The organism is Streptomyces sp. NPDC051104 (assembly GCF_040682835.1).
GTDB lineage: Bacteria > Actinomycetota > Actinomycetes > Streptomycetales > Streptomycetaceae > Streptomyces > Streptomyces cynarae.
On sequence record NZ_JBFBBS010000001.1, the window covers coordinates 752,178 to 767,949 of the forward strand.

15 protein-coding genes and 2 pseudogenes are annotated in these 15,772 nt (G+C 71.4%); 10 read left to right on the forward strand and 7 right to left on the reverse strand.

Going from position 1 to position 15,772, the window contains the following annotated elements; translation table 11 throughout:
* Nucleotides 1-40: 40 nt before the first annotated feature.
* The 3 genes from AB0N14_RS03615 to AB0N14_RS03625 form a co-directional block, all read right to left on the reverse strand.
* On the reverse strand, nucleotides 41-1,474 hold the full coding sequence (locus tag AB0N14_RS03615; RefSeq protein ID WP_366024069.1) for an NAD(P)H-hydrate dehydratase: 1,434 nt from the start codon (nucleotides 1,472-1,474) through the stop codon (nucleotides 41-43).
* 85 nt (nucleotides 1,475-1,559) lie between these two features.
* Nucleotides 1,560-1,931, reverse strand: a complete 372-nt coding sequence (locus tag AB0N14_RS03620; protein WP_366024070.1) for a holo-ACP synthase — start codon at nucleotides 1,929-1,931, stop codon at nucleotides 1,560-1,562.
* A gap of 259 nt (nucleotides 1,932-2,190) precedes the next feature.
* Nucleotides 2,191-2,358, reverse strand: coding sequence for a hydrophobic protein (locus AB0N14_RS03625; RefSeq protein ID WP_366024071.1), 168 nt, complete (start codon nucleotides 2,356-2,358; stop codon nucleotides 2,191-2,193).
* A gap of 211 nt (nucleotides 2,359-2,569) precedes the next feature.
* On the opposite strand from AB0N14_RS03625, the gene AB0N14_RS03630 reads away from it, so the two are divergent.
* Nucleotides 2,570-2,743 (forward strand): CsbD family protein, encoded by a 174-nt coding sequence (locus AB0N14_RS03630; RefSeq protein ID WP_103837522.1) that lies wholly within the window; start codon nucleotides 2,570-2,572, stop codon nucleotides 2,741-2,743.
* A 129-nt stretch (nucleotides 2,744-2,872) separates the two neighbouring features.
* On the opposite strand, the gene AB0N14_RS03635 is transcribed toward AB0N14_RS03630, so the two are convergent.
* On the reverse strand, nucleotides 2,873-3,601 hold the full coding sequence (locus AB0N14_RS03635; protein WP_366024072.1) for an NAD(P)H-binding protein: 729 nt from the start codon (nucleotides 3,599-3,601) through the stop codon (nucleotides 2,873-2,875).
* Nucleotides 3,602-3,753: 152 nt separating this feature from the next.
* Here AB0N14_RS03635 and AB0N14_RS03640 point away from each other — a divergent pair, with 152 nt between their 5' ends.
* The 3 genes and pseudogenes from AB0N14_RS03640 (at nucleotide 3,754) to AB0N14_RS03650 (ending at nucleotide 5,172) form a co-directional block, all read left to right on the forward strand.
* Complete coding sequence (locus AB0N14_RS03640; RefSeq protein WP_366024252.1) at nucleotides 3,754-4,230, forward strand: Rrf2 family transcriptional regulator; 477 nt, start codon at nucleotides 3,754-3,756, stop codon at nucleotides 4,228-4,230.
* Nucleotides 4,231-4,235: 5 nt separating this feature from the next.
* A pseudogene (locus AB0N14_RS03645) lies at nucleotides 4,236-4,439 on the forward strand (AAA family ATPase); the annotation flags it as partial.
* A pseudogene (locus AB0N14_RS03650) lies at nucleotides 4,436-5,172 on the forward strand (hypothetical protein). The pseudogenes AB0N14_RS03645 and AB0N14_RS03650, both read left to right, overlap by 4 nt.
* 93 nt (nucleotides 5,173-5,265) lie before the next feature.
* Here AB0N14_RS03650 and AB0N14_RS03655 read toward each other — a convergent pair.
* Nucleotides 5,266-5,679: an ATP-binding protein gene (locus AB0N14_RS03655; protein ID WP_366024073.1), complete on the reverse strand. Its 414-nt coding sequence runs from the start codon at nucleotides 5,677-5,679 to the stop codon at nucleotides 5,266-5,268.
* Between the two features lie 206 nt (nucleotides 5,680-5,885).
* Between AB0N14_RS03655 and AB0N14_RS03660 the strand changes: the two genes are divergently transcribed.
* The 4 genes from AB0N14_RS03660 (at nucleotide 5,886) to AB0N14_RS03675 (ending at nucleotide 9,783) form a co-directional block, all read left to right on the forward strand.
* The gene (locus AB0N14_RS03660; RefSeq protein ID WP_366024074.1) at nucleotides 5,886-6,737 is read left to right on the forward strand and encodes a DUF5753 domain-containing protein; all 852 of its coding nucleotides are present in this window, start codon (nucleotides 5,886-5,888) and stop codon (nucleotides 6,735-6,737) included.
* Nucleotides 6,738-6,741: 4 nt separating this feature from the next.
* A complete protein-coding gene (locus tag AB0N14_RS03665) occupies nucleotides 6,742-6,951 on the forward strand; it encodes a DUF397 domain-containing protein (RefSeq protein ID WP_366024075.1) in 210 nt (69 codons plus the stop codon).
* Nucleotides 6,952-7,039: 88 nt separating this feature from the next.
* Nucleotides 7,040-7,987 (forward strand): hypothetical protein, encoded by a 948-nt coding sequence (locus AB0N14_RS03670; RefSeq protein ID WP_366024076.1) that lies wholly within the window; start codon nucleotides 7,040-7,042, stop codon nucleotides 7,985-7,987.
* A 14-nt stretch (nucleotides 7,988-8,001) separates the two neighbouring features.
* Nucleotides 8,002-9,783, forward strand: coding sequence for an insulinase family protein (locus AB0N14_RS03675; protein ID WP_366024077.1), 1,782 nt, complete (start codon nucleotides 8,002-8,004; stop codon nucleotides 9,781-9,783).
* A 50-nt stretch (nucleotides 9,784-9,833) separates the two neighbouring features.
* Here the strand turns inward: AB0N14_RS03675 and glmS are convergent, their stop codons facing one another.
* Nucleotides 9,834-11,681 (reverse strand): glutamine--fructose-6-phosphate transaminase (isomerizing), encoded by a 1,848-nt coding sequence (gene glmS, locus AB0N14_RS03680; RefSeq protein ID WP_366024078.1) that lies wholly within the window; start codon nucleotides 11,679-11,681, stop codon nucleotides 9,834-9,836.
* Between the two features lie 339 nt (nucleotides 11,682-12,020).
* Here glmS and coaA point away from each other — a divergent pair, with 339 nt between their 5' ends.
* Nucleotides 12,021-13,010: a type I pantothenate kinase gene (gene coaA, locus AB0N14_RS03685; RefSeq protein ID WP_366024079.1), complete on the forward strand. Its 990-nt coding sequence runs from the start codon at nucleotides 12,021-12,023 to the stop codon at nucleotides 13,008-13,010.
* Nucleotides 13,011-13,026: 16 nt separating this feature from the next.
* Nucleotides 13,027-13,965: a DUF389 domain-containing protein gene (locus AB0N14_RS03690; RefSeq protein ID WP_366024080.1), complete on the forward strand. Its 939-nt coding sequence runs from the start codon at nucleotides 13,027-13,029 to the stop codon at nucleotides 13,963-13,965.
* 101 nt (nucleotides 13,966-14,066) lie between these two features.
* On the opposite strand, the gene glmM is transcribed toward AB0N14_RS03690, so the two are convergent.
* Complete coding sequence (glmM, locus tag AB0N14_RS03695; protein WP_366024081.1) at nucleotides 14,067-15,425, reverse strand: phosphoglucosamine mutase; 1,359 nt, start codon at nucleotides 15,423-15,425, stop codon at nucleotides 14,067-14,069.
* Between the last annotated feature and the right edge of the window lie 347 nt (nucleotides 15,426-15,772).

A 15,772-nucleotide genomic window follows, 5' to 3' on the forward strand; every position in this document is an offset into this window, starting at 1 on the left:
CCATCCGGGCCCCGCCCGTGCCTCATCCAGGCCGACCCGCTCATCCCCGCACGTCCCGCCAGGCCTCTGGGATCGCGTTGGCCACATCGTGCGCCCCCGCCGGAGCGCCGTCCGCCGCGTAGCGGCCCGCCAGGCCGTGCAGGTACGCCGCCACGCTCGCCGCGTCCCGGGCCGAGAGGCCGGCCGCGAGGAGGGACCCCGACAGGCCGGACAGCACGTCTCCGCTGCCGGCGGTCGCCAGCCACGGCGTGCCGGTGGCGTTCACGCGTACCGGGCCTCCGTCGGGGCCCGCCACCAGCGTGGTCGAGCCCTTGAGGAGGACGGTCGCACGGTAGCGGGACGCCAGCTCCCGTACCGCCGCGAGCCGCGCGCCCTCGACCTCCTCGCGTGCCACGCCGAGCAGCGCGGCGGCCTCGCCCGCGTGCGGGGTCATCAGCGTCGGTGCCGTACGGGCGCGTACGGTGTCCCGGTCGGCCAGCCTGAGCCCGTCCGCGTCGACGAGGACGGGTACGTCCGCCTCCAGCACCTCGGCCACGGTCGCCGCGTCGTCGCCCGCGCCGGGACCGACCACCCAGGCCTGCACCCGTCCGGCCTTGGCCGGCCCCCGGTCGGAGATCAGCGTCTCCGGGAAGCGGGCGATCACCGCGCTCCCGGCGGGTCCCACGTACCGCACGGCCCCCGCCCCGCCACGCAGCGCCCCCGAGACGGCGAGCACGGCCGCTCCGGGATAGCGCGCGGACCCGGCGGCGATGCCGACGACGCCCCGCCGGTACTTGTCGCTCTCGGCGCGCGGCACCGGGAGCAGCGCGGCCACGTCCGTGTGCTGCAACGCCTCCAGGTCGGCCTCCTCGTGCAGTTCGAGCCCGATGTCGACGAGCCGTACGGAACCGGCGTACTCCCGCGCCGGATCGATGAGCAGCGCCGGCTTGTGCGTACCGAAGGTCACGGTGAGGTCCGCCCGTACGGCGTCCCCCCGCACCTCTCCGCTGTCGGCCTCGACACCGCTCGGCAGGTCGACGGCGACGACGACCGCGGGCGAGGCGCCGGCGAGCGCGGCGAGCCGTGCCGCGTCGGGCCGGAGCCCGCCCTTGCCGCCGATGCCCACGATCCCGTCGACGACGAGGTCGGCGGCCCGGATCACCTCCTCGGCGGCGTCGGAGGGGTCCGCGACCGTGCCGCCCGCCCTGCGAAGGGCCGCGAGCCCGCCCTGGTGGGTCCTCTCGGGCGACAGCAGTACCGCCGTCACCCCGGCCCCGCGCCGGGCGAGCCGTGCCCCGGCGTACAGGGCGTCGCCGCCGTTGTCCCCGCTGCCGACCAGCAGCACCACCCGGCTGCCGTACACCCGCCCCAGCAACTGGGCGCAGGCCGCGGCCAGTCCGGCGGCGGCGCGCTGCATGAGCGCCCCCTCCGGAAGCCGGGCCATGAGCGCACGCTCGGCCGTCCTCACCGTCTCCACGCTGTACGCAGTACGCATACCGCCGAGTCTCCCCCACCGCGCTCACACCATGACGAAGGGCGCGGGACTTGCCCGGCCCCGCTCCGAGCGCCGGGATGGCGCGCTATCCCTCGGCGACGACCACCGCCGAGGCGACACCCGCGTCATGGCTGAGCGACACATGCCAGAACTGCACGCCGAGTTCGGCGGCGCGGGCCGCGACCGTGCCCGTCACGCGCAGCCGGGGCTGACCGCTGTCCTCGACGTACACCTCGGCGTCGGTCCAGTGCAGCCCGCCGGGCGCGCCCAGCGCCTTGGCCACCGCCTCCTTCGCCGCGAACCGCGCGGCCAGCGAGGCGATCCCGCGCCGCTCACCGCCCGGCAGCAGCAACTCGCGCTCGAGGAACAGCCGTTGGGCCAGCCCGGGGGTACGCTCCAACGCGGCCCGGAAGCGATCGATCTCGGCCACGTCGATGCCGACTCCGATGATGCTCATGCGGGGCACCCTATGCGGCCCTGGCCGCCCCTTCGCCGCGCGGCGGCCCGATGGCCGGGCGCCGGGTTGGAGGCCGCTGGTTCCGGTTGGCGAACCGGCGCCCGACGGGCCACGGATGCCCTGACAGCAGGGAGGTACGCACCTTTTCACCCTCTCCACTCGTATGTGGCGACCGAGCGGACGACAGGGTCCGTCGGCGGACACGCGTAGGGCCCCGGACACGGCCGGGGCCCTACGTGACGCATGTCGACGCGCGCCGCTACCAGCGGTACCAGCGACCCCGTCGACCGCCACTCGCCGGGCGGACGACGAAGCCCAGCAGCCACACCACCAGCACGATGACCGCAATCCACCACAGCGCCTTCAAGGCGAAGCCCGCACCGAAAAGGATCAGGGCCAGAAGAAGAACCAGAAGCAAGGGAACCATGTTTCATCAACCTCCGGTCGAACGGGTTCCCCGTCGACGGCTCGGCACGCATCGAAGAACTCGGGTTTTCTTCGGAGCTTTCAGTGGAATTCTGATTGGTTCGCCGCGAATCCTCGTGCACGGCACAGCGCATTACTGTGACGTTTGGGCGTTACGACGGGGGCAATCCGAACGTCACCGAACGCCGTGACGACGTAGGGATGTGACACCCATGGCTGAGAACCAGAAGGCGCAGGCCAAGACAGAGCAGGCCAAGGGCAAGGTCAAGGAGACCGTCGGCCGCACCGTCGGCAACGAGCGCATGGAGGCCGAGGGCCGCATGGAGCAGGCGCGCGGTGACGCCCGCGAGGCCAAGGAGAAGACCAAGGACGTCTTCCGGCACTGAGCCTCGCTCGGGGCAGGTTCGGGCACTCACCCGGAATGGGGTGCCCGGACCTGCCTTTCTTTTGCATTTTCACTCTTACGGACTCTCACTGAATGGCCGTCAAATGGCGCCCCGATTGCCGCGCGGGGGTCAGGAGAGCCAGTCGGTGTAGCGGGTGGGGGCGGGGTGGGCGTCCCTGTCGGTGAGGACGTCGCCCTTGACGACGGCGAACATGCCGGCGGTGGGGTCGGTGACGACGGTGCGGTTGTCGCCCTTGTGGGACAGGGTGATCCGGCCCAGCTCGTCCAGGCTGAAGATCTCGGGGCCGACGATGTTGCGAATGCCGTTCAGCGGGGCGCCCGCGGCCACCTCCGCCACCGCTGCGGCCACGTCCTTCGAGGCGATCGGCTGGATCGGCGTGGCGGGCAGCCGGACGGTGTCGCCCTCCGCGGTCCAGGACATGACGGCGTCCATGAACTCCATGAACTGCGTCGCCCGGACGATCGAGTAGGGGATCGACCCGGCCGCGAGGATGTTCTCCTGGAGCGTCTTGGCCCGGTAGTAGTCCAGCTCCGGCACCTGGTCCACACCGACGATCGAGAGGATGACGAAGTGGCCGACGCCGCCCTTGCGGGCCGCGGCCAGAAGGTTGTCCATCGAGGTCTGGAAGAAGGCCGGGGAGGCTTCGTCGAAGGTCGGGGAGTTCGTCAGGTTGACGACGACGTCGGCTCCCGCCACCGCCGCGTCCAGTCCCTGGCCGCTGATGACGTCGACTCCGGTGGACTGCGAGTGCGGTACCGCCTCGTGCCCGGCGGCGTTCAAGTCGTTGACGACCTGTGACCCGATCAGCCCGGTGCCCCCGATGACTGCGAACTTCATGACACGCCTTTCGTCGGGAATATGTCCGCAATATGGCATATGAACCCTTGCGCGGGTGTGCCATGCGCCAAACTCGGACACGATCTGTCCGAGACTATACACGGACACAAATTGTCCGAGTCAAGCGGTCTGATTAGAGTGGGCTGGTGAAGATGTCCGGCGGAGTCGAGTGGGCCCTGCACTGCTGCGTCGTGCTCACGTCGGTCGAGGAGCCCGTGCCCGCGACCAGGCTGGCGGAACTGCACGACGTCTCGGCGAGCTATCTGGCCAAACAGCTGCAGGCGCTCTCCCGGGCCGGGCTCGTGCGCTCGGTCCAGGGCAAGGCGGGCGGCTATGCACTCACCCGGGAACCCGCCTCGATCACGGTGCTCGATGTGGTCGAGGCGGTCGACGGCCCCGCCCAGGCGTTCACCTGCACGGAGATCCGCCAGCGCGGCCCGCTCGCCACTCCGGCCGAGTCGTGCACCGCGCCCTGCCCGATCGCCCGCGCGATGACCGCGGCGGACACGGCCTGGCGGGAAGCCCTGCGCGCGGTCTCGATCGCCGATCTGGTCCAGGACGTCGCCTCGGACTCAGGCCCCTCCGCGCTGGCCCGCGTCAGCGCGTGGCTGACCACACCGGAGGCCTGAAAGCGGTCCGGGCGCTGGAGACCGGCGCCCCGGACCTGCTGGTCGCCCCGGCGACGGCGCCGGCCGCGCCGCGGCGCGACGACTGGGAGGTGCCGGAGGCGGTGGAGCGGCTGGCCGGGGTGGTCGGTCTCGCCCGACGGGCGGACCGGTCGGTGGAGCGGGCCACGGCACCGGCCGACGGCGGGCGGGCGACGGGGGCGCGCCGATGAGGGGGGCCGCGAAGCACCCGGAGGGGCGCCCGCTGCCGCGCCCGATGCCCCGGCCCGCGCCGCCGCGCCCGGTGCGGGCCACCGTACCGGGGCCGGCGACCGGCTCCGGCGAGCCGACCAGCCCGCCCCGACTCCCACTCGGCAGGGAGAAGTTGCCGGCCGCCCGGCTACATGCGGTGAAGGTCCGTCCCTACCTGGCCGACGCGCTCTTCGCGCTGCACGTGGTGGAGGACCGGTCGGTGCCGACGATGGCGGTGGACGCGCACCGGCGCTGCCACGTCTCCCCCGGCTTCGTGGCGCGCACCCCGGTGGAGGAGCTGGCGGGCGTCTGGGTGCACGAGGTCTCCATCTGCTCCGCGACCACCACGGGCGTGGCGAGCGGTATGCGCGGGAGCACGAGCAGCACGGGCCGGGCGAGCGAAGCGAGACGGGGGTCCCCCGGCCGAGGACTGGGGGGAGGCTGCGGCGGAACATCGCCGCCGACTTCGAGATCAACGACGACATCTACGGTGACGGTCTGCCCCTGCCTGCCGGGGCGGTGCTGCCGTCGCCGCCACGCCCCGACGTGATCGTCGCCCTGACGGACGGCCAGACGCCGTGGCCCTCCGCGCAGCCGCCCTGCCGCACCGTCGTCGGCCTCTTCCGACATCCCGCCCGCGCCGTGGACGAGGAGAACCCCGACTACGCCCCGGATGCTCCGCCGCCCTGGGCGCGTGTCGTCACCATCGGCTGAGAAAGCGCCTGCGGGCAGGCAGTTGATCCGCAGGTGCGACACATTTCCCGGATGTGTCGGAGTTCAGCTGGTGGTCCACTGGGCGGTGACGCTCTACGCGGCGGCGAGCTCGCACCACACGACCTTGCCTCGGTTGCCGCCCCTCGCCAGCGGCTGCCAGCCCCACAGATCGGCGCACGCCCGGACGAGCGCCAGCCCCCTCCCTTCCTCCACGTCGACCACCTGCTCGAGCGGTACGGGCGGCTCCGGCGGCTCGGGGTCGGCGTCCCACGCCCCGATCCGCAACACGCCCGCAGACCAGCGCACCCTCAGGGCTGCGGGCCCCTTCGTGTGGCGTACGGCGTTGGAGACCAGCTCGGTCGCGAGGAGTTCGGCGGTGTCGACCAGGCGGATCAGGCCGTGCATGGTGAGGATGAGTCGGAGGGTACGGCGGCTGACGGTGACGGCGCGCAGGTCGTTGGGGATATAGAGGCAGTACTCCCAGGGTTCGGCCAGGTTTTCGGGCATGCGTCAGCTCCGTTCGGACGGGGGGCGTTTGCGGGGCATGCGGTGGCATTGCCGCAGCCGTCACGGCAGGACGGAGCGGTGCGCTTCCGCAGCGTGTGCGTTGTGTCACCGACGGTAGGGCTAACATGTCATCCCTAGCAAGCCGATCGCGTAACCAGGCCCCGAACGAGTCGCGTCGTCAGGCGCGTTGAACCTAGGAGCAGCCAATGGTCCTGAGGCGCCAACCCACGGCACGTCAGATGCGCCTGGCGGCTGAACTGCGCAGACTCCGCGACGCGGCCGGACTGGCCGCCCGTGAGGCCGCAGCGCTGCTCGGAGTGAGTCACGTCCAGATGAGCCATATCGAATCCGGGCTCACCGGCGTGAGCGAGGAGCGGCTACGGCGTCTTACGGGCATCTACACCTGTACGGACAACGAGTTGATCGATGCCCTGCTGGCCATGGCGACCGACCGGACACGCGGCTGGTGGGAGGAGTACCGGAATCTGCTCCCCACACCGTTCCTGGACCTGGCCGAGTTGGAGCACCACGCCAGCTACCGGTGGGACGTGGACTTCCTGCACGTGCCGGGTCTCTTGCAGACCGAGGATTACGCCCGAGCCCTTTTCTCGTACGTGAACCCGGAGATCCCGAAGAGCGATGTGGAGCGCTGGGTGGAACACCGGATGAAGCGCAGGGTCATCATCCAACGCCCCGATCCGATCCCCTACGAAACGGTGATCCACGAGGCAGCGCTACGCATCAGGGTTGGCGACCGAGCCGCAGCACGGGCTCAGCTCGCCCGCATCCTGGAACTTTCTGAAGGCGACCACGTCACCGTACGCGTCATCCCTTTCGACCTGGATGGCTTCGCGGGAGCGGGAAGCGCCATGGTGTACGCGGGCGGCTCAGTTCCGAAGCTGGACACCGTCGTGCGCGACGGGCCGAACGGCCCTGTGTTCATCGACGCCGAAGCCCAACTCAGCCGCTACAGAACGCTCTTCCGTAGGGTAGAAGCGGCGTCACTCGAACCCGAGCGCTCGCGTGACTTCATCCACCGGATGGCGAAGGAGCTCTGAGTCCATGATGACCCCCGATACCTGGCAGAAGTCGTCCTACTCCGGCGGTGGTCAGGGCGACGCCTGCGTGGAGGTCGCGCTTCGCCGAACCCACATAGCCGTGCGCGACTCCAAGACCCCTGGCCGAGCCCCCCTCTCCTTCCCCACCGACACCTTCACCACCTTCCTCGAGGCCCTCAAAACCCAGTCCCCTCACGTCACAGCTCCCTGCTAGCCTGCGCAGGCTCGATCGCGCGCCCTGGGGGAACAGCCGGCGCGCCGCGCAGTCGAAGCGCATCCGAAAACGCCAGGGGGGCGGACGCATGAGCAGTACCAGTACGGCCTTCGAGCCGGTGACCGACCCGTTCGACGCACTGCCCGAACTCGCCCCGCTGCGCTCCGCCGCGCGGGCCGGTGACTGGGCGGCCACCCAGGCCTTCTTCGCCGGGCTCGACTCCGTCGACAAGGTCTCCTTCGCCCTCGGTGCCCTCGCCGACATCGACGGGACCGAGGAGTACCTGGAGAAGGCCGCGGCGGCCCTGCCCGGCAACCCGCTGCCGGCCACACTGCTCGCCGAGCGGTACATCCGCATCGGCTGGGGCATCCGCAGCGGTGCCCGGGCCAAGCACGTCTCGCGGGACCAGTTCGACCGGTTCCACGCCTGGTTGCGCAAGGCCGAGCAGATGCTCATCGAGGTGTGCGCGGAGCAGCCCGCGTACGCCCCCGCCTGGACCGCCCGGCTGCTGACCGCCCGCGGTCTGGAGCTGGGGCAGTCCGAGGCCCGGCGCCGCTACGACCGGCTCTCGGCCCACCACCCCCACCACTTCCGCGCCCAGTCGCAGTTGCTGCAACAGCTCTGCCCGAAGTGGGGCGGTTCCTGGGAGGACGCGCACGGCTTCGCCCAGGGGTGCGCGAGCGCGGCGCCGGACGGCTCGCACGCCGGGATCCTGGTGGCCGAGGCCCATATCGAACACTGGCTGGAGCTGGACGGGAGCGAGGCGACGGCCTACATGCGCGGCCTGCCGGTCCGCGACGACCTGCGCCACGCCGCCCAGGTGTCCGTGCTGCACCCGGACTACCGGCCCGGCTGGCACTGGATCACCGGGCACAGCGCCTTCGCCCTGGCCTTCTCGCTCGGCGGCCACCTGGAGGACGCCGCCCCGCACTTCGCCGCCCTGGGCAACGCGGCCTCCAAGTCCTCGTGGCAGTACCTGGCCGACTGGAAGAGCCGGTTCACGAAGTACCGCACGGCCGCGCTGGCGACGCTCTGAGGGGGAGACGGAAGATGACCACGCACGACGCGACCATGAGACCTGAGGCCGCGGACCTCGCCGAGCTCACCGACCTCACCGCTCTCGACGGCCTGGTCGCCCACACCACCGTCCAGGGCATCCCCGTCCTGCACGCCCCGCGTCCCGGCGACATCACCGCCGGCCTCTTCTTCCGCGTGGGTCGCGCCGACGAGACCCTGGCCACGTCCGGCGTCACCCACCTCGTCGAACACCTCGCGCTGCACCGCCTGGGCATGTCCGACGGGCACTACAACGGCGCCACGGCGAACACGTACACCCTCTTCCACGTCACCGGCGGCGAGGACGAGGTCGTCGCCTACCTCAACGACGTCTGCGCGGCCCTGCGCGACCTGCCGCTGGAGCGTCTGGAAACGGAGAAGGAGATCCTCCGCACGGAGGCCGCGAGCCGGGCGAACGGCGTCAACTCCCAGATGCCCCTGTGGCGTTACGGCGCGCAGGGCTACGGTCTGTCCAGCTACGACGAACTGGGCACCTGGGGACTGACGGCCGACCAGGTACGGGACTGGGCAAAGACCCGCTTCACCCGGGACAACGCCGTGCTCTGGATCACCAGCGACCGGATACCGGACGGCCTCGACCTCACCCTGCCCACCGGCAGCCGCATCCCGGCACCGGCCGCTTCCAGCGCGCTGCCCGTCACGCCCGCCTACATCCGCGGCGACGACGGCCACGTCGTCTTCAACGCCGTACTGCGCCGCTCCACCGCGGCCGCCGTCTTCGCGGACGTCCTGGGCCGCGCCCTCTTCCAGGATCTGCGCCACGAGGGCGGGTACTCGTACACGGCGGAGGCCGACTACAGCCCGCGCGACGCGGACTTCGCCACCCTCACCGCGTACGCCGACGCGTTGCCCAAGAAGCAGGCCGCGGTGGTCGGCGGGTTCGTCGACACGCTCGCCCGCCTGCGCGCCGGCCGTATCGAGCAGGCCGAACTGGACTCCGCGCGCGGCAAGACGCTCAAGCGGTACGACACCCCCGACCTCGGCGCCGCTCTGCTGCCGTCGTACGCGATCAGTCTGCTGCTCGGCCACCGGATCCTCTCCCCCGAGCAGCACATGGCCGAGTTGCGGGCGGTCACGGTCGCGGACCTGCGCGAGGTCGCCCGTGAGGCGTGGGACGGCGGGCTGCTCCAGGTGCCCACCCGGGGCGCCGACTGGGCGGGCTTCGAGCCCGCCCCGCAGTACTCGTCGTCCGCGCTCACCGGTACCCGGCACCCGTCGCTGGAGGACGACGGCGTCACGCTGGTCATCGGCGCCGAGGGTGTGAGCCTGCTGCTGCCGGGCGGCCCGGTCACCGTGCGGTACGACGCGTGCGCCGCGATGACCACCCGCCCCGACGGGGGCCGCGTCCTGACCGGCCTCGACGGCTTCCGCGTGGCCGTCGAGCCGACCTTGTTCGAGGGCGTCACGGCCGAGCGGATCGCGGCGCTGGACGCGGCCGTCCCCGCCGCCGCGGTCGTCCCGCTGCCGACCCGTGAACCGGAGCAGATCCCGCAGCCGCGCAAGCGGGAGAGCACCGTGCCGACGGCCCAGGGCGGCGACAGCGGGAAGGCGGCGCCGCGGAGATGGCCCGTCGGCCTGGTCCTCATGGTGGCGCTGGACGTGGTGTTCGGGCTGGGGCTCCTGTTCGCCGTCGTCCGCCTGTCCGACGAGACCCACCCGGCGTGGAGCATCCTGGCCCGGGCGGTCCTGCCGGCCGCGGTCCTGATCCGCTATACCCACCGGGCGTACCGCCGCGCCAAGCCCGCCCGCGGCTGACCCCGTGCCGCCCGGGCCCGCACCGTCCGGGCCCAGGTGCCGGACGCCCCCTACTCCACCGTGACGGACTTCGCCAGGTTCCGCGGCTGATCCACCTCGTTGCCCCGAGCCGTGGCCAGCTCGCAGGCGAAGACCTGCAACGGCACCGTCGCGACCAGCGGCTGGAGCAGGGTCGGGGTCGCCGGGATGCTGATCAGGTGGTCGGCGTACGGGACGACCGCCTCGTCGCCCTCCTCCGCGATCACGATCGTGCGCGCGCCCCGCGCCCGGATCTCCTGGATGTTGGAGACGATCTTGTCGTGCAGGACCGAGCGTCCGCGCGGCGAGGGCACCACCACGACCACCGGCAGGTCCTGCTCGATCAGCGCGATCGGCCCGTGCTTCAGCTCGCCCGCGGCGAAGCCCTCGGCGTGCATGTACGCCAGTTCCTTGAGCTTGAGGGCGCCTTCCAGGGCGACCGGGTAGCCGACGTGCCGTCCCAGGAACAGCACCGTGTTCTTGTCGGCGAGGGAGCGCGCCAGCCGGCGCACCGGCTCCATGGTCTCCAGGACCCGCTCGACCTCGTCGGAGATCCTCGACAGATCGCGGATGACGACGTGGATCTCGTCGCCCCACTTGGTGCCGCGCACCTGGCCGAGATACAGGGCCACCAGGTAGCAGGCGACGAGCTGCGTCAGGAACGCCTTCGTGGAGGCCACCGCGACTTCCGGCCCCGCATGCGTGTACAGGACCGCGTCCGACTCCCTGGGGATCGTCGAGCCGTTGGTGTTGCAGATCGCCAGCACCTTGGAGCCCTGCTCACGGGCGTGTCGCAGGGCCATCAGGGTGTCCATGGTCTCGCCGGACTGGGAGATGGCGATGACCAGGGTGCGCGGGTCGAGGATGGGGTCCCGGTAGCGGAACTCGCTGGCCAGTTCGACCTCGCAGGGGATCCGCGTCCAGTGCTCGATGGCGTACTTGGCGATCAGCCCGGCGTGGAAGGCGGTCCCGCAGGCGACGATCACCACCTTGTCGACCTCGCGCAGTTCGGCGGGCGAGATCCGCAGCTCGTCCAGGCACAGCGAACCAGCCGCGTCGATACGGCCGAGGAGCGTGTCGGCGACCGCCTTGGGCTGCTCGGCGATCTCCTTGAGCATGAAGTAGTCGTAGCCGCCCTTCTCGGCGGCCGAGGCGTCCCAGTCGACGTGGTAGGAGTGCACGTCGGCGGGCCGGCCGTCGAAGCCGGTGACCGTGACGCCGTCGCGGCGCAGTTCCACCACCTGGTCCTGGCCCAGCTCGATCGCGGACCGGGTGTGGGCGATGAACGCGGCGACGTCCGAGGCGAGGAAGGCCTCGCCCTCGCCGACGCCGACGACCAGCGGCGAGTTGCGCCGCGCGCCCACGACCACGTCGGGCTCGTCGGCGTGCACGGCGACCAGGGTGAACGCGCCCTCGAGGCGCCGGCACACCAGCCGCATCGACTCCGCGAGGTCCGCGGTCGCGGAGAACTCCTCGGCGAGCAGATGCACGACGACCTCGGTGTCCGTCTCGGATTCGAGGGTGTGGCCCCGTTCCTCCAACTCGGCGCGCAGCAGCGCGAAGTTCTCGATGATCCCGTTGTGGACGACGGCGACGCGGCCCGCGTTGTCGAGGTGCGGGTGCGCGTTGGGGTCGTTCGGCGCGCCGTGGGTGGCCCACCGGGTGTGCCCGATGCCGGTGGTGCCGGTAGGCAGCGGCCGGTCGACCAGCTCCTTCTCCAGGTTGACCAGCTTCCCGGCCCTCTTCGCGGCGGCAAGCCCGCCGTCCGCGAGCACGGCGACGCCCGCCGAGTCGTAGCCCCGGTACTCCAGGCGCTTCAGCCCGGCCATCACGACGTCGAGCGCCGACTGCGATCCCACGTAACCCACGATTCCGCACATGATCCGCAGCCTACGGTCCGACGCCCGCCGATACCCGCCCTCGCGTGCCCGAAATCGGAAATTCCCACCGGGGTACGAACGCCGGACAGCCTCAAAGTGCACAGGTCGCAGCCGGGGTCGACAATCGGCCATTTTCGCCGAGTGGGTCACTGCACCGCCTGTCTGGAAGGGTGGCCGTGCCGGACGAGAACGACGAGCGAACGGACTGACCACGAGGCACAGGGGCGGGCGCAGTCCAGATCCGCCCGCCCCTGTGGCAGGTCGGGCCCGGACGGTGGGCCGCGCGGCACGTGACGCAGCCCACCCCCCACCCCGTTCGAACTCCGTTAACAATGGACTGTGATCTCTCCGGTCTCCTCGATGCCCCGGAGCGCCCACCGGCCCAGGCCGGAGGCGACTCCCTACGTCGACCTCACCCGTGCCGAGTGGAGTGCGCTGCGCGACAAGACGCCGCTGCCGCTGACCGCCGAGGAGGTCGAGAAGCTGCGCGGTCTGGGTGACGTCATCGACCTCGACGAGGTGCGGGACATCTATCTGCCGCTGTCCCGGCTGCTCAACCTGTACGTGAAGGCCACGGACGGCCTCAGGGGCGCCCTCAACACCTTCCTCGGCGAGCAGGGATCCCAGTCCGGGACGCCGTTCGTGATAGGCGTCGCCGGCTCCGTCGCCGTCGGGAAGTCCACCGTGGCCCGTCTTCTCCAGGCCCTGCTGTCCCGCTGGCCGGAGCACCCGCGGGTCGAGCGGGTGACGACGGACGGGTTCCTGCTGCCCACGCGGGAACTGCAGGCGCGGGGCCTGATGGCGCGCAAGGGGTTCCCCGAGTCGTACGACCGCCGCGCGCTCACCCGTTTCGTCGCCGACATCAAGGCCGGCAAGGACGAGGTGACCGCGCCCGTCTACTCCCACCTGATCTACGACATCGTCCCCGGCCGGAAGCTCACCGTGCGCCGCCCGCACATCCTGATCGTCGAGGGGCTCAACGTCCTCCAGCCCGCCCTGCCCGGCAAGGACGGCCGCACCCGGGTCGGTCTCGCGGACTACTTCGACTTCAGCGTGTACGTCGACGCGCGCACCGAGGACATCGAGCAGTGGTACCTCAACCGGTTCCGCAAGCTGCGCGAGACCGCCTTCCAGGACCCCTCGTCGTACTTCCGCAAGTACACCCAGGTCTCCGAGGAGGAGGCCCTCGACTACGCCCGCACCATGTGGCGCACCGTCAACAAGCCCAACGTGGTGGAGAACATCGCTCCCACCCGCGGCCGCGCCACCCTGGTGCTGCGCAAGGGCCCGGACCACAAGGTGCAGCGGCTGAGCCTGCGGAAACTCTGACGGCTACCCTGCGGGGATGCTGCATCTGCGTCTGATCACCCCCACCGAGCGGACGGCGGAGGTGGTACGTCTGATCGAGGGGACGGTCGGCACCACGCACCTCGTCGTCATACCGGGTGCCGCCCGCAACCCCGCCGGGGACGTCGTGATGTGCGACGTCGCGCGCGAGGCCGCGGACGAACTCCTCAGCGCGCTCCAGGAGCTGGGCCTGGAAAGCACCGGTTCGATCGCCGTCGAGACCATCGACCTGTCGCTGTCCAAGCGGGCCGGCAAGGCCGAGGCGGAGGCCCCGGGCGAGGGCGCGGACGCGGTGCTGTGGGAGCACCTGACGGAGGCCACGCACGAGGAGTCGACGCTGTCGATCACCTACCTCGCGTTCATCACGCTGGCCACCGTGATCGCGGCGTGTGGTGTGGTGCTCGACAACGCGATCCTGATCGTGGGCGCGATGGCGGTGGGTCCGGAGTTCGGCCCACTGGCGGGGATCGGTACGGCGTTGGTGCAGCGGGCGCCCCGGCTCGCGCTGCGCTCGCTGACCGCGCTGCTGGTGGGGTTCGCGGTGGCGATGGCCGTGACGGTGGGGTTCAGCCTGTTCATGGACGCGGTCGGCCTGTTCAGCGAGGAGCAGCTGGAGAGCGCCCGGCCCAACACCGGCTTCGTCTACGCCCCCGACTGGTTCTCCTTCGTCGTGGCGGTCCTCGCCGGAGCCGCCGGCACGCTCTCCCTGACCTCCGCCAAATCCGGCGCCCTCGTCGGGGTCGCCATCTCCGTGACGACGGTCCCGGCCGCCGCCAACGCGGCCGTCGCGCTGAGCTACGGCGACACCGGGCAGACCTGGGGTTCCACGAAACAGCTCCTGCTCAACCTGCTGGGCATCGTGGTGGCGGGGACGCTCACGCTGCTGGCCCAGAAGTGGTTGTGGGGCAGGCAGAGGGAACGTCGCAGCGCCGGGTAAGGGGCGCGCCCGAAAGGGGCGCGGGGAACTGCGCGACAAGCCACGAACAACCCGCAGCCCGCTGACGGCGGAACCCGGCAGCCCCTGCCCGGAAACGACAACTACCCCAGCGCCGACTTCACCGCATCCGCCAGCCGTCCCGCCACCGACCGCGCCTGGTCGATGTCCGCGGCCTCGACCATGACCCGTACGAGGGGCTCCGTGCCCGACGGCCGCAGCAGCACCCGCCCGGTCGCGCCCAGCTCCCGCTCCGCCTCGGTCACGGCGGCGGCCAGGTCCGGGGACGAGCCGACCCGGGACCTGTCGACGTCCGGCACGTTGACCAGCACCTGCGGCAGCCGCTCCATCACGGAGGCAAGCTCCCGCAGCGTACGGCCGGTCTGGGCGACCCGCGCGGCCAGCAGCAGGCCGGTCAGTGTGCCGTCGCCCGTAGTGGCGTGGTCGAGGATGATGACGTGGCCGGACTGCTCGCCGCCGAGCGCGTAGTCCTTCTCCTTCATCTCCTCCAGCACGTACCGGTCGCCGACCGCTGTCTGCACGAGCTGGATGCCCTCGCGCTCCATGGCCAGCTTGAAGCCCAGGTTGGACATGACCGTGGCGACGACGGTGTCGGAGCGCAGCGCGGAACGTTCCCGCATCGCCAGCGCGAGCACGGCGAGGATCTGGTCGCCGTCCACCTCCTCGCCGGTGTGGTCCACGGCGAGGCAGCGGTCGGCGTCACCGTCGTGCGCGATGCCGAGGTCGGCGCCGTGCTCGACGACGGCGGCCTTCAGCTTGTCCAGGTGGGTGGAGCCGCAGCCGTCGTTGATGTTGAGGCCGTTCGGCTCCGCGCCGATGGTGACGATCTCGGCGCCCGCGCGCGTGAACGCCTCGGGCGAGACCCGGGAGGCGGCGCCGTGCGCCTCGTCGAGGACGATCTTGAGCCCGTCGAGACGGTTCGGCAGGACGCCCAGGAGATGGGCGACGTACTGGTCGAAGCCGTCGTCGTACGGCGTCGCCCGGCCGACCCCGGCCCCGGTGGGCCGGTCCCAGGGGGCGCCGGTGCGGTGCTCCTCGTACACGGCCTCGATCCTGTCCTCGAGCTCGTCGGCGAGCTTGTGGCCGCCGCGGGCGAAGAACTTGATGCCGTTGTCGGGCATGGCGTTGTGGCTGGCGGAGAGCATCACGCCGAGGTCCGCGCCGAGCGCGCCCGTCAGATACGCCACGGCCGGGGTGGGCAGCACGCCGACCCGCAGCACGTCCACGCCGGCGCTGGCGAGACCGGCGACCACGGCGGCCTCCAGGAACTCCCCGGACGCGCGCGGGTCCCGTCCGACCACCGCCTTCGGCTTGTGGCCCTCGAACGTGCCCGCCTCGGCCAGTACGTGCGCCGCCGCGGCGGACAGGCCGAGCGCCATCTCGGCCGTGAGATCCGCGTTGGCGACACCGCGCACGCCGTCCGTGCCGAAGAGTCGTCCCACTGTGGTGTCCTCCGAACTTGCTGCGAATGTGCGGCTCTTGCCGAGTGTCCGAACAGGGGCGGAATACGTACGTCCCGCCGACGTCGTCCGCCGACGTCACCCGGATGCCGTAGTCCCGCGAACGTACATCCTGTGGACGTATGTGCCACAGGACGCATGTCTCGCCGACGCATGTCCCGCCGACGTACGTCCCGCGGCCGCTACGCCCCACTGGCCCACGTACCGCGGCCCTGTCCTGTGATGGCTTCCCCGAAGCCCCCGCCGGGACTGTCGGGATTGCTCCATAAGCCCCAAAAAGCCGGGGATAAGCACCGTCCCCCGTAAACGAACCGCCCCGGCGGCACGGA

Excerpts from the sequence above, each read along its gene's own strand:
- AB0N14_RS03615 (WP_366024069.1), bottom strand. The coding sequence starts at position 1,474 with ATGCGTACTGCGTACAGCGTGGAGACGGTGAGGACGGCCGAGCGTGCG.
- AB0N14_RS03620 (WP_366024070.1), bottom strand. The coding sequence starts at position 1,931 with ATGAGCATCATCGGAGTCGGCATCGACGTGGCCGAGATCGATCGCTTC.
- AB0N14_RS03625 (WP_366024071.1), bottom strand. The coding sequence starts at position 2,358 with ATGGTTCCCTTGCTTCTGGTTCTTCTTCTGGCCCTGATCCTTTTCGGT.
- AB0N14_RS03630 (WP_103837522.1), top strand. The coding sequence starts at position 2,570 with ATGGCTGAGAACCAGAAGGCGCAGGCCAAGACAGAGCAGGCCAAGGGC.
- AB0N14_RS03635 (WP_366024072.1), bottom strand. The coding sequence starts at position 3,601 with ATGAAGTTCGCAGTCATCGGGGGCACCGGGCTGATCGGGTCACAGGTC.
- AB0N14_RS03640 (WP_366024252.1), top strand. The coding sequence starts at position 3,754 with ATGTCCGGCGGAGTCGAGTGGGCCCTGCACTGCTGCGTCGTGCTCACG.
- AB0N14_RS03655 (WP_366024073.1), bottom strand. The coding sequence starts at position 5,679 with ATGCCCGAAAACCTGGCCGAACCCTGGGAGTACTGCCTCTATATCCCC.
- AB0N14_RS03660 (WP_366024074.1), top strand. The coding sequence starts at position 5,886 with ATGGTCCTGAGGCGCCAACCCACGGCACGTCAGATGCGCCTGGCGGCT.
- AB0N14_RS03665 (WP_366024075.1), top strand. The coding sequence starts at position 6,742 with ATGATGACCCCCGATACCTGGCAGAAGTCGTCCTACTCCGGCGGTGGT.
- AB0N14_RS03670 (WP_366024076.1), top strand. The coding sequence starts at position 7,040 with ATGAGCAGTACCAGTACGGCCTTCGAGCCGGTGACCGACCCGTTCGAC.
- AB0N14_RS03675 (WP_366024077.1), top strand. The coding sequence starts at position 8,002 with ATGACCACGCACGACGCGACCATGAGACCTGAGGCCGCGGACCTCGCC.
- glmS (WP_366024078.1), bottom strand. The coding sequence starts at position 11,681 with ATGTGCGGAATCGTGGGTTACGTGGGATCGCAGTCGGCGCTCGACGTC.
- AB0N14_RS03690 (WP_366024080.1), top strand. The coding sequence starts at position 13,027 with ATGCTGCATCTGCGTCTGATCACCCCCACCGAGCGGACGGCGGAGGTG.